Source organism: Pseudomonas sp. CVAP#3, assembly GCF_018986375.1.
Taxonomy (GTDB): domain Bacteria; phylum Pseudomonadota; class Gammaproteobacteria; order Pseudomonadales; family Pseudomonadaceae; genus Aquipseudomonas; species Aquipseudomonas helvetica.
The window spans coordinates 304,005-316,311 of sequence record NZ_JAHMSC010000004.1 but is presented as its reverse complement, the minus strand read 5'-3'; the positions used below and the strand labels follow the sequence as shown (position 1 = coordinate 316,311).

Below are 12,307 nucleotides of genomic sequence, written 5' to 3'. Positions count from 1 at the left end.
TCGCCACACAAAATCCACTCACACAGCTACATCCCCTTGCGCCGCTCCGCCCGAGCCATGCGCTGCATTTCCTGACGCACTTCTTCGAGCACTTCCTGCACATACAAAATGTGTCGGCTGGAGATTTCTCGCGCCTGCTCTGCACGCCCTTCGATAATCGCCTGATACAACTCCCGGTGCTGACTGATCAGCATGTCGCGGGTTTCGACGCGCTGCTTGTACATGCCACCGATGTTGGTCACCACGTTGCGCTTGAGCAGATCGAACAGCCCGCGAATAGTGTGCAACAGCACCGCGTTGTGACTGGCTTCGGCAATGGCCAGGTGAAAGTTCGCATCCGCCGCGCCCTCTTCCGCACGACTCACCTGATCATGCCGCGAGTAGCAATCCTGCAACTCTTCGAATGCCGCAGTCAGTCGCTCGCGATCAACATCCGTCGCGCGCAATGCAGCGTAATAAGCGCATGAAGCTTCCAGCGTATGGCGAAACTCCAGCAGATCACGCTGGACTTCGGGGTTGCTTTCCAGCAGGTGCAGCAACGGATCGCTGAAGGTTGAACCGAGCGATTCAACCACATAGTTGCCGCCACCCTGGCGACTGACCAGCAGCCCTTTGGCCGTCAGTTTCTGGATCGCCTCACGCAATGAAGGGCGCGATACACCGAACTGCTCCGCCAGAGCGCGCTCCGCCGGCAATCGCTCACCGGACTTCAGCGTGCCCTCAAGGATCATCCCCTCGAGCCGCTCGACAATATCGTCAGACAAACGGCGCTGACGAATCTGATCAAACCCCATAACTCATTCTCCACGATCCCGACGGCTCGCCGGGCTCTCTATTCTGGCCTATTGGCGTCGTGCCAGCACCTACCAGACGGCGTTTGATCGAACAGATCAGATGACCTCTGCACCGCTCATTCGACGAAAGTTTCAGGGCGGCAAATTGACACACCACACCCAAGGCTTTTACCCTAGCCAACAGCGATTGTAAATTGGTATTACCAATTAACCAAGAACGCTGACCAGTGCCTGACCAACAACAATTAGGGGCCACCCCATATGCAAACCTGGCAACAGCTCTACAGCCCGCTCGGCAGCCTCGGCTTGTCCGCACTCGCGGCCGTTATCCCCATCGTATTTTTCTTCCTCGCTTTGGCCGTGTTTCGCCTCAAAGGACACGTCGCCGGGAGCATCACCCTGGCACTGTCGATTCTGGTGGCGATCTTTGCCTTCCAGATGCCTGTCGACATGGCCTTCGCTGCTGCTGGTTATGGATTTGCCTACGGACTATGGCCGATTGCCTGGATCATCGTGGCCGCGGTGTTCCTCTACAAACTGACGGTCAAGAGCGGACAGTTCGAAGTGATCCGCAGCTCGGTGCTGTCGATTACCGACGACCAACGCCTGCAAGTGCTGCTGATCGGCTTTTGCTTCGGCGCGTTCCTGGAAGGTGCTGCCGGATTCGGCGCACCGGTAGCGATTACCGCCGCGCTGCTGGTAGGGCTGGGTTTCAACCCGCTGTACGCCGCCGGCCTGTGCCTGATTGCCAACACCGCGCCGGTAGCCTTCGGCGCACTGGGGATTCCGATCATCGTTGCCGGGCAAGTAACCGGCATCGACGCGTTCAAGATCGGCGCCATGGCGGGTCGCCAACTGCCACTACTGTCAGTGTTCGTGCCGTTCTGGCTGGTGTTCATGATGGACGGGCTGCGCGGCGTCAAAGAGACCTGGCCGGCAGCGTTGGTGGCGGGCTTGAGCTTTGCCGTGACCCAGTTCTTCACCTCGAACTTCATTGGCCCGGAGCTGCCCGACATCACCTCGGCACTGGTCAGCCTGGTTTCCCTGACCCTGTTCCTCAAGGTCTGGCAGCCCAAGCGTTCGTTCGCCGAAGCGACCGCCAGCGTCGGTGCCGCAACGGTGAGAAGTGCCGGAGGTTTCGGTCAACCGCGTACGACCCAGCCTTCGCCGTACAGCTTCGGCGAGATCTTCAAGGCCTGGTCGCCGTTCCTGATCCTCACCGCGTTGGTGACCATTTGGACCCTCAAGCCCTTCAAGGCAATGTTCGCCGCCGGCGGTTCGATGTACAGCTGGGTGTTCAACTTCGCCATCCCGCACCTGGACCAACTGGTGATCAAGACCGCCCCAATCGTAGCCGCCCCGATTGCGATTCCTGCAGTGTTCAAACTTGATCCGATTTCGGCGACCGGCACGGCGATTTTCTTCTCCGCCCTGATCTCGATGCTGATCCTGAAGATCAACTTCAAAATTGGTCTTACCACTTTAAAAGAAACCTTCTTTGAACTGCGCTGGCCTATTTTGTCGATCGGCATGGTGCTGGCCTTCGCCTTCGTCACCAACTATTCGGGCATGTCATCGACCATGGCGCTGGTGCTGGCAGCCACCGGCGCGGCCTTCCCGTTCTTCTCGCCATTCCTCGGCTGGCTGGGCGTGTTCCTGACCGGTTCGGACACCTCGTCCAACGCGCTGTTCAGCTCGCTGCAAGCAACCACCGCACACCAGATCGGCGTCAACGACGTGCTGTTGGTGGCAGCGAACACCAGTGGTGGCGTGACCGGCAAGATGATCTCGCCACAATCGATCGCCGTGGCCTGCGCCGCGACTGGCCTAGTGGGCAAGGAATCCGACCTGTTCCGCTTCACCCTCAAGCACAGCCTATTCTTTGCCACTATCGTCGGCCTGATTACGCTGGCCCAGGCCTACTGGTTTACCGGCATGCTGGTGCACTAAACGCTACGCGAAACGCCGAAAAAACCGACGCCGGGCTTTGGCCCTGGCGTCAGCGACTCACCACCCGGTCTGCAAGGCTGCTGAAAGCTTCTCGCTTTATAGTCAGCAGCCTCAGCGGACGGATAACCGGCCGAGAGACACGCCTGATGAGCGAGCTTTTTTACAACGCTGTGCCGAACGCGACCCGTGTCGCCCCGCCACTGCCTCAACCGCGCCAGTACCCCAGCGAGAAACCCCAGCGGGTCTACCTGTTCGGCACGTGTGTGGTCGACCTGTTTTATCCCGAAGCCGGGATGGACGCGATTCACTTGCTCGAACGCGAAGGCATTCGCGTGGAGTACCCGCAAGGGCAAAGCTGCTGCGGACAACCGGCCTACACCTCGGGTTACACCGAACAGGCCCGGACCGTAGCGCGCTCTCAACTGGCGCTGTTTGCCGGCGACTATCCGGTGGTGGTGCCGTCGGGCTCCTGCGCAGGCATGCTGCGTGAACATTACGCCGACTTGTTCAAGGACGAGCCGGACACGTTGAAACAGGTTCAAGCCCTGGCGGCACGGACCTATGAGCTGGCCGAGTTTCTGCTGTTCGTCTGCAAGGTGCAGCTCAAGGACAGCGGCAAGCCGGTCAAAGTGGCGTTGCACACCTCGTGCTCGGCACGGCGGGAGATGAACACCCACTTGCATGGTCGCGAGTTGTTGTCGCAGCTGAGCAACGTGAAGCGGGTCGACCACGATCACGAAAGTGAATGCTGTGGCTTTGGTGGGACATTCAGCGTCCGAATGCCAGACATTTCCGGTGCAATGGTCGCTGACAAGACCAAAGCCCTGAAGGAATCCGGCGCACACACGGTGCTGAGTGCTGACTGCGGCTGTTTGATGAACATCAACGGCTCGTTGGAAAAACAGAACGAAGCGTTACGCGGCCAACATCTGGCCAGCTTCCTCTGGCAGCGTACCGGAGGTGCAAAATGAGCACTTCCACGCTGATTCCAACGGTGGCGGTTGAAGAAGATTTTCGCACCCGGGCTCACGAGGCGTTGGGTGACAAGCAACTGCGAAACAACTTTCGCAGTGCAATGGACTCACTGATGGCAAAGCGGGCAGCGTCCTTCAGCGATGCCTTCGAGCGAGAACACTTACGCGCACTGGGCAATGCTATTCGTGCCCGCGCGTTATCCAAGTTGCCCGACCTGCTCGAGCAACTGGAACAGAACCTGACCCGCAACGGTGTGACAGTGCACTGGGCGGAAACGGTGGACGAGGCCAATGGCATCGTCTTGTCGATCATCCGTGCTCACGAGGCGCGGCAAGTGATCAAGGGCAAATCGATGGTCAGCGAAGAGATGGAGATGAATCATGTCCTCGCTGAACAAGGCGTTGAATGCCTTGAGTCGGACATGGGCGAGTTCATCGTCCAGCTCGACCACGAGAAGCCTTCCCACATTATTATGCCGGCGATCCACAAGAATGCCGGTCAGGTCGCGTCCTTGTTCCACGACAAACTTGGCGTGGAATACACCAAGGACGTTGACCAACTCATTCAGATCGGTCGCAAAGTCTTGCGGCAGAAATTCTTCGAAGCGGACATCGGCGTCTCCGGCGTCAACTTCGCCGTGGCCGAAACCGGCACCCTGCTGCTGGTGGAAAACGAAGGCAACGGCCGCATGTCGACCACCGTGCCGCCGGTACACATCGCCGTCACCGGGATCGAGAAAGTCGTCGAAAACCTGCGCGACGTTGTACCCCTGCTCTCCTTGCTGACACGCTCGGCCCTCGGTCAGCCAATCACCACTTACGTCAACATGATCTCCGGCCCGCGCAAAGCACATGAACTCGACGGCCCGCAAGAAGTGCACCTGGTTTTGCTCGACAACGGTCGCAGCCAGGCGTTTGCCGACAGCGAACTGCGCCAGACGCTGAACTGCATTCGCTGCGGCGCCTGCATGAACCATTGCCCGGTTTACACACGCATCGGTGGCCATGCCTATGGCGAGGTTTACCCAGGCCCGATCGGCAAGATCATCACCCCGCACATGGTAGGCCTGGCGAAAGTCCCGGACCACCCGAGCGCCTCGTCGCTGTGCGGCGCCTGCGGTGAAGTCTGCCCGGTAAAAATTCCGATCCCGGCACTGCTGCGCCGCCTACGCGAAGAAAACGTCAAAGCCCCAGACAGCCCTCATCAAGTGATGCGCGGCCAAGGCAGCAAGTACTCGCGCAAAGAGCGCTTCATCTGGAACGCCTGGGCAAAGCTCAACAGCTCGCCGACGCTGTATCGGCTGTTCGGCTTTTTCGCCACTCGCCTGCGCGCCCTTACGCCAAGCAACATTGGCCCGTGGACACAAAACCACAGCGCACCGAAACCCGCCGCTCGCTCACTGCACGATATGGCCCGCGAGCATCTGGCCAAACAGGGAGAACGTTGATGAGCGCCAAGCAAAACATCCTCGCCAAACTGCGCAACAGCCTGACCGGCACCACGCCAGTGCCTGACAACTTCGACGAAGCACTGGTGACCGAGCCTTACACTTACACCCCGGAACAACGCATCCCGCAACTGCGCAAACTGATGGAAGCGGTGCACACTGAAATCCATCTGACCAGCGAACAAGGCTGGCCGGAGTTGCTCGCGCAATTGCTGCGCGACCGCCAGTTGCCGAGCCTGCTGATCGCACCGACTACACCACACGGGCAACGAGTCACGCAGCATTGGGCGAACAATCCCCACCTGCCCACACTCAAGGCCTACGACCGTCCGGTAGAAGAATGGAAAGCCGAGTTGTTCAATGACACCCCGGCCAGCCTGACCACCACCCTCGGAGCGATCGCCGCCACCGGCAGCTTGATCATCTGGCCCACCCGCGAAGAACCACGGCTGATGAGCCTGGTGCCGCCGGTGCATTTCGCCCTGCTCAAGGCCAGTGAAATTCGCGACAACTTCTATCAGGTGCAACAAGAGTACGAGTGGGCTCAAGGTATGCCGACCAACGCATTGCTGGTCTCCGGCCCGTCGAAAACCGCCGACATCGAACAAGTCCTGGCTTACGGCGCCCACGGTCCGAAAGACCTGGTGGTGCTGATCCTGGAGGACCAATGAGTCTACCGGCGGCTTTCCTGCGTGATGCGCAGCAACTGATTCCACAAGACCGGCGTTTCGACGACCCGCTCTCGACCCTGGCCTTCGGCACCGACGCGAGTTTCTATCGGCTGATCCCGAAACTGGTGATTCGTGTCGAGTCTGAAGACGAAGTGGTTGCCCTGCTCAAACTGGCGCAACGTGACCGGGTGCCGGTGACCTTCCGCGCCGCTGGCACCAGCCTCTCTGGCCAGGCCATCAGCGACTCGGTGCTGATCGTCCTTGGCGACAACTGGAACGGTCGCGAGATCCGCAGTCAGGGCACACAAATCCGTCTGCAACCGGGCGTGATCGGCGCACAGGCGAACGCTTGGCTGGCACCGTTTGGCCGCAAGATCGGCCCCGATCCGGCGTCAATCAATGCCTGCAAAATCGGCGGCATCGTCGCCAACAATGCCAGCGGCATGTGCTGCGGTACCGCGCAAAATACCTACCACACGCTGGCCGGCATTCGCCTGGTACTGGCCGATGGCAGCCGGCTCGACACCGAGGACGCCACCAGTGTCGCGGCATTTCGCAGCAGTCATTCCGAGTTGCTGGAGCGTCTGGCGACCTTGGGCCGCGAGACCCGCGCCAATGCCGAATTGGCCGCAAGGATTCGCCACAAATACCGTCTGAAAAATACCACAGGCCTGTCGCTCAATGCCTTGGTGGATTTCGACGAGCCTGTGGATATCTTGAGCCACTTACTGGTGGGCTCCGAAGGCACACTGGGGTTTATCAGCGCAGTGACCTACGACACGGTGATCGACCATCCGAACAAAGCCTCGGCGCTGATCGTCTTTCCGGATGTCGAAACCTGCTGCAACGCCGTGACGGTGCTGAAAACCCAACCGGTCTCGGCCGTGGAATTGCTCGACCGTCGCAGCCTGCGCTCGGTGCAGGACAAACCCGGAATGCCGGCCTTCGTCCAACAACTGTCGGCCAACGCCTGCGCCTTGCTGATCGAATCCCGCGCTGCATCAACTGCGTTGTTGCACGAACAGCTGGCGCAGATCATGAATTCACTGGCCGCGTTCCCGGTGGAGAAACAGGTCGACTTCACGCAAGACCCGGCAGAAAACGCCAAGCTGTGGGCGATCCGCAAAGACACCTTTCCCGCCGTCGGCGCGGTGCGCAAAACCGGCACCACGGTGATCATCGAAGACGTGACCTTCCCGGTGGAGCAACTGGCGGCAGGCGTGAACCGTTTGATCGAGCTGTTCGACAAACATCACTACGACGAAGCAATCCTTTTCGGCCACGCACTGGAAGGCAATCTGCACTTCGTCTTCACCCAAGGCTTCAACAGCCCGGAAGAAGTCGCACGCTACCAGGCGTTCATGGACGACGTGGCGCAATTGGTCGCCGTCGAGTTTGGCGGCTCGCTGAAAGCCGAACACGGCACCGGACGCAACATGGCGCCCTTCGTCGAACTGGAATGGGGCAGCGATGCCTATCAGTTGATGTGGCAGCTCAAGCGCCTGCTCGACCCAAACGGGATTCTTAACCCGGACGTGGTGCTCAGCGAAGATCCGCAGATCCACCTCAAGCACCTGAAACCGCTTCCGGCCGCCGACGAGATTGTGGATAAGTGCATCGAGTGCGGTTTCTGCGAACCGGTCTGCCCATCGAAAGGCCTGACCTTGAGCCCGCGCCAGCGCATCGTGATCTGGCGGGACATTCAGGCAAAAAAACGCGCAGGCCTCGATACCTCGACGCTGGAAGAGGCTTATCAATATCAAGGCCTCGACACCTGCGCCGCCACCGGCCTCTGTGCACAACGCTGCCCGGTCGGAATCAATACCGGCGAACTGGTGAAAAAACTCCGTAGCCGCACCGCAACCCGGACCAAAACCGCCAACTGGCTCGAAGGAAATTTCGCCATAGCGCTGCAAGGTGCACGCTTCACACTGCACGTGGCCAACGGTGCGCGGATGCTACTGGGCGCACCACGGCTGACGAAGATTTCCGCTGCGCTGACCAAGCTGTCCAAAGGACAAATCCCGCAGTGGACCAACGCCATGCCGCAACCGGAACGAGCGATTCGTTTCAGCCCGACGGTGACCGACGAGCGCCCGCGCGTGGTCTATCTGGCGGCGTGCGTGTCGCGGGTGATGGGTCCGGCGGCGGGAGACAAGGAGCAAATGTCGCTCTACGACAAGACCCGTGGCCTGCTGGAAAAAGCCGGCTACCACGTAGTCTCGCCAGACAATCAAGACAACCTCTGTTGCGGTCAGCCATTCGCCTCCAAAGGTTATGCCGAGCAAGCCGAGCACAAACGCCAGGAGCTGATCGGTGCATTGCTGCATGCCAGCCGCGGCGGGCTCGACCCGATCTATTGCGACACCAGCCCCTGCACCTTACGCCTGGTGCAAGACCTTGGCGATGTGCGCCTGGACCTGTACGACCCGGTGCGTTTCATTCGCACGCACTTGATGGACCGACTGGACTTCACGCCCCAGGAAGCGCCGATTGCAGTGCATGTCACCTGCAGCACTCAGCACCTCGGCGAGAGCCAGGCGTTGATCGATCTGGCGCGACGTTGCAGCAAAAACGTGGTGATTCCGGAAGGCATTCACTGCTGCGGGTTTGCCGGCGACAAGGGCTTCACCACACCTGAACTGAACGCTCACTCACTGCGCACATTGAAAGACGCCGTGCAGCATTGCAGCGAAGGCATCTCCACCAGCCGCACCTGTGAAATCGGCCTGAGCCAGCATGGCGGGATCGACTACCACGGGCTGGTTTACCTGGTAGACCGGGTGACCCAAGCCAAAACGCTCTGAAATCGACGCTATCCAGCAAGGGGCGCTCGGCCCCTTTGCTGTACTCTCCTGCCGACGAAAACAACGCTATTTTTCTCGCATCACAAGAACCCTTGTGCGCCGCCACAGTCTATCTGTTAAGCCCAAGCCCCTTGCTTCCCGACGCTGTTCAAGGAGAAACCCCATGAAGCGATCCGCCCTGGCCGGACTGCTTATCTGCGCGACACTGACAACCTCCCACGCCTTTGCCTCAAACGAGAGCGATATGTGCGCAAGGAATCTTCAAACACTCACCAGCGAACTGGCCAATGCGACCAAGCTCGATGCCGCCACACAAAGCGACGCCACGAGCAAACTCCAGCAAGCCAAATCCGCCTATGACGCGAAAAACGACCGGGAATGCGTAGCCCTGACGCAGCAGGCGCTGCAATCCGTTCAAAGCCACAAAAACAGCCAGTAACCCGGCCCTGACGCACAAGCGCGGACAGAAGGTCGACTCGCCCCACGCATTGGCGTACACTGTGTTCACCTGCTGGTTATACACAGCAGGTTCGGGGCCGTTTAGGATTCGACGCCGGTTGCGAAACTTTAGGTGCATGCCGAGTTGGTAACAGAACTCGTAAATCCACTGTTGCAACTTCCTATAGTTGCCAATGACGAAACCTACGGGGAATACGCTCTCGCTGCGTAAGCAGCCTTAGCCCTTCCCTCCTGGTACCTTCGGGTCCAGCAATCATCAGGGGATGTCTGTAAACCCAAAGTGATTGTCATATAGAACAGAATCGCCGTGCAGTACGTTGTGGACGAAGCGGCTAAAACTTACACAACTCGCCCAAAGCACCCTGCCCGTCGGGTCGCTGAGGGTTAACTTAATAGACACGGCTACGCATGTAGTACCGACAGCGGAGTACTGGCGGACGGGGGTTCAAATCCCCCCGGCTCCACCACTTCATCATCTAAAGACGTCCACGGACGTCTTTTTTTGTGCCTGAAATCCAGTGAATACAGGGGTTTAAGGTCCAAAGGGGTCCGATGGTATCTGAGCTCATCCTACAATTCGTGTATTCCACGTGGTATTCCAAGCCCACGACTGGTATTTTTTGGAATACACGCAGCATCGGAGTTCACCATGGGTGCCCAAGCCACGCGGCTTTCAGACGTCAAAGTTAAAGCAGCGAAACCAAAGGAAAAAGACTACATCCTCACTGATGGCGACGGCCTTCAGATGAGGGTGCGGGCCAACGGCTCAAAGCTGTGGAATTTTAACTACATTCACCCTGCAACCAAAAAACGGATCAACATGGGGCTTGGTACCTTCCCAGAGGTGAGCCTGGCTCAAGCTCGGAAACGGACAGTAGAAGCCAGGGAGCAGGTAGCGCAAGGGCTAGATCCGAAAGAGAAGCGTGACGCGGATCGGCAAGCTTTAAGAGCGACTACGGAACACACTTTTAAAAATGTGGCGACCGCATGGTTCGAGCTCAAGAAAGACTCTGTTACTACTGCTTATGCTGAAGACATCTGGCGCTCCCTGACGCTACATGTCTTCCCCGACTTGGGTGCTATACCGATCTCAGCCATTACGGCTCCGGCCGTCATAAAATTGCTTCGGCCGCTCGAGACCAAGGGCAGTCTCGAGACCGTGAAGCGACTAAGCCAGCGCCTTAACGAGATCATGACCTACGGTGTCAACTCCGGCTTGATTCACTCAAATCCACTCAGCGGGATTCGCTCGGTCTTCAAGAAGCCGAAAAAGAAAAACATGGCGGCACTCGCGCCCGATGAACTGAAAGAGCTGATGGTCACGGTGGCCAATGCCAGCATAAAAAGGACAACACGTTGCTTGATCGAGTGGCAGCTTCACACTATGACCCGTCCAGCTGAGGCGGCTACTGCACGCTGGGCAGACATCGATATCGGAAAGAAGATCTGGACGATACCGCCCGAGCGGATGAAAAAGCGTCGCACGCATATCATCCCCCTTTCCGAACAGGCTTTGAGCCTATTGGAGGCTATAAAGCCGCTCAGTGGCCACCGTGAGTTTGTCTTTCCAGCAGACCGGAATCCCCGTACGCATTGCAACAGCCAAACTGCGAATATGGCGTTGAAGCGAATGGGGTTCGAGGGTCGCCTGGTGAGCCATGGGATGCGCTCGATGGCCAGCACCATCCTCAACGAGCACGGCTGGGATCCCGAACTAGTCGAGGTTGCGCTTGCTCACGTCGATAAGGACGAGGTGCGCAGCGCTTATAATCGGGCCGATTACATAGAGCGCCGGCGCCCGATGATGAAATGGTGGAGCGAGCATATCAACGAAGCTGCCACAGGAAGCCTTTCGATGTCCGCGATCATCGATAGCAGGGATTGAAAACTCGCCTCGCAGGGTCGAGCAGTGCGTTATCTTCGGAAGCTTGCCAAGCAGAGGTTCACGCGCAATCGGCAGTACGAGGCGAAGTCAGCCACGCGGTGAGTGGCTGGGCTGCGCTTCAATATTCCGCGCCTAACGCATGGAACTATCACCCTACAGGGATTCGAGCAGGACCACCGCTTACACTGAGAGCTGGCCCCCCTCATCCAACGTAAACTTAAGAGATGCGTTAAGAATGAAAACTATCGACGACGGTCGCAAAATCCACTCAGCCATGAACGTCGCCCGCGAGCTAAGCATTTCACCTAAAACCGTTGTCGATACGGCATTAAAACTCAATGCGGTTTTTCTGGTTAGGACGCCTGAGGACACAGAGATTTATCTACGAGATAGCTATAAAAAGCTCTTAGTAAATCGATGGGGGAATTGGGGGCAAGTCCTTAACTTCAATCGAAACGAGCGAACGATTGCTGCTACTTTGAACGCAAGTTATTTGTGCCTTGATCCATCCGATTACGAACCTATTGTACCGATGGGACAAATACAAATTAAAGAATTTAAGGCAATCGCAAAACTAGAAACGAATTACGAAATAACAATCCTTGACGCAGCGACTTATACATCCCTTTATTCACCAACTGAGTTTAAAGGAACCTTTGACTCTTTTTACAAGGAAAAAACAGCTCCTCTAATGCCTCCGAGCAACCCAGGGGAAGAAAGAGTAATAACCGTTGAATTTGCAGACTTATTAATGACCTCCAAAGATCTCCAGTCAATTAGGGAGGAGCTAACTCATAAGCGACCTGCCTATGGAAAGTTTCAGGTTGAGGAATGGACATCAACAATGCTGGCGCAGCTTAACGAAGCCTCCACTCACTTTCTCTCGGGCGAGTCGATAAACGTTGAAAAATCGGTGCTCCGCAGTGAGATAATAACGTGGTTTAGATATCGATGGGAAGGCAGTAGTCAAGACGTGTTAGAGCAAGCAGCAAATGCTATTTTACCTGACAGCATGTATAACGCTGCACTACCAAGGAGTAAGGTGAACGACTCTTTAAGAAACGAACATAATAAGTACGCATCAACCGCCTTGATCCTGATAAATGAAAAATCCAAAGTATATTGGGAAAATCTTCAATCTGGAAAAATCAGGACCTTTCCTAAGAGGAAGACCATTATAGACGAGCTGTGCCAAGAGTATAATTTTACAGTAAAACTAGCCTCGACAACAGCTGCAATAATTCGACCTAACGCGAAGTAGTGACAAACCCTTGTCGCAAGGACTCAGCTCTTAAAGTTCAGATGCCAAAATTGTTATC

The 12,307-nt window shown here is 57.2% G+C and carries 9 protein-coding genes and 1 other RNA gene; 9 read left to right on the top strand and 1 reads right to left on the bottom strand.

Going from position 1 to position 12,307, the window contains the following annotated elements:
* Positions 1–26 precede the first annotated feature (26 nt).
* Positions 27–794, bottom strand: a complete 768-nt coding sequence (locus KRR23_RS09810) for an FCD domain-containing protein (protein ID WP_216742350.1) — start codon at positions 792–794, stop codon at positions 27–29.
* 261 nt (positions 795–1,055) lie between these two features.
* Here KRR23_RS09810 and KRR23_RS09805 point away from each other — a divergent pair, with 261 nt between their 5' ends.
* From KRR23_RS09805 to KRR23_RS09765, 9 genes are all read left to right on the top strand, one after another.
* Positions 1,056–2,744, top strand: a complete 1,689-nt coding sequence (locus KRR23_RS09805) for a lactate permease LctP family transporter (RefSeq protein ID WP_216742349.1) — start codon at positions 1,056–1,058, stop codon at positions 2,742–2,744.
* Positions 2,745–2,890: 146 nt separating this feature from the next.
* Positions 2,891–3,715 carry a (Fe-S)-binding protein gene (locus tag KRR23_RS09800; RefSeq protein WP_216742348.1) on the top strand — a complete coding sequence of 275 codons (825 nt, stop codon included), beginning with the start codon at positions 2,891–2,893 and terminating at the stop codon, positions 3,713–3,715.
* Positions 3,712–5,166, top strand: a complete 1,455-nt coding sequence (locus KRR23_RS09795; protein ID WP_216742347.1) for a LutB/LldF family L-lactate oxidation iron-sulfur protein — start codon at positions 3,712–3,714, stop codon at positions 5,164–5,166. Before KRR23_RS09800 ends, KRR23_RS09795 begins: the two co-directional genes overlap by 4 nt.
* Entirely contained in the window at positions 5,166–5,837 is a 672-nt protein-coding gene (locus tag KRR23_RS09790) for a lactate utilization protein C (protein WP_216742346.1), read from the top strand. Before KRR23_RS09795 ends, KRR23_RS09790 begins: the two co-directional genes overlap by 1 nt.
* Positions 5,834–8,644 carry an FAD-binding and (Fe-S)-binding domain-containing protein gene (locus KRR23_RS09785; protein WP_216742345.1) on the top strand — a complete coding sequence of 937 codons (2,811 nt, stop codon included), beginning with the start codon at positions 5,834–5,836 and terminating at the stop codon, positions 8,642–8,644. The genes KRR23_RS09790 and KRR23_RS09785 overlap by 4 nt, the downstream gene beginning before the upstream one ends.
* A gap of 163 nt (positions 8,645–8,807) precedes the next feature.
* On the top strand, positions 8,808–9,083 hold the full coding sequence (locus tag KRR23_RS09780; RefSeq protein ID WP_103318571.1) for a hypothetical protein: 276 nt from the start codon (positions 8,808–8,810) through the stop codon (positions 9,081–9,083).
* 93 nt (positions 9,084–9,176) lie between these two features.
* Positions 9,177–9,570, top strand: a transfer-messenger RNA (tmRNA) gene (ssrA, locus tag KRR23_RS09775).
* Positions 9,571–9,752: 182 nt separating this feature from the next.
* A complete protein-coding gene (locus tag KRR23_RS09770) occupies positions 9,753–10,988 on the top strand; it encodes an integrase domain-containing protein (protein ID WP_216742344.1) in 1,236 nt (411 codons plus the stop codon).
* Positions 10,989–11,223: 235 nt separating this feature from the next.
* Entirely contained in the window at positions 11,224–12,249 is a 1,026-nt protein-coding gene (locus tag KRR23_RS09765) for a hypothetical protein (RefSeq protein ID WP_216742343.1), read from the top strand.
* Positions 12,250–12,307 lie beyond the last annotated feature (58 nt).

Bases quoted from the DNA above. Each gene is read 5' to 3' on its own strand.
- KRR23_RS09800 (WP_216742348.1), top strand. From the start codon at position 2,891: ATGAGCGAGCTTTTTTACAACGCTGTGCCGAACGCGACCCGTGTCGCC.
- KRR23_RS09790 (WP_216742346.1), top strand. From the start codon at position 5,166: ATGAGCGCCAAGCAAAACATCCTCGCCAAACTGCGCAACAGCCTGACC.
- KRR23_RS09780 (WP_103318571.1), top strand. From the start codon at position 8,808: ATGAAGCGATCCGCCCTGGCCGGACTGCTTATCTGCGCGACACTGACA.
- KRR23_RS09765 (WP_216742343.1), top strand. From the start codon at position 11,224: ATGAAAACTATCGACGACGGTCGCAAAATCCACTCAGCCATGAACGTC.
- KRR23_RS09795 (WP_216742347.1), top strand. From the start codon at position 3,712: ATGAGCACTTCCACGCTGATTCCAACGGTGGCGGTTGAAGAAGATTTT.
- KRR23_RS09805 (WP_216742349.1), top strand. From the start codon at position 1,056: ATGCAAACCTGGCAACAGCTCTACAGCCCGCTCGGCAGCCTCGGCTTG.
- KRR23_RS09810 (WP_216742350.1), bottom strand. From the start codon at position 794: ATGGGGTTTGATCAGATTCGTCAGCGCCGTTTGTCTGACGATATTGTC.
- KRR23_RS09770 (WP_216742344.1), top strand. From the start codon at position 9,753: ATGGGTGCCCAAGCCACGCGGCTTTCAGACGTCAAAGTTAAAGCAGCG.
- KRR23_RS09785 (WP_216742345.1), top strand. From the start codon at position 5,834: ATGAGTCTACCGGCGGCTTTCCTGCGTGATGCGCAGCAACTGATTCCA.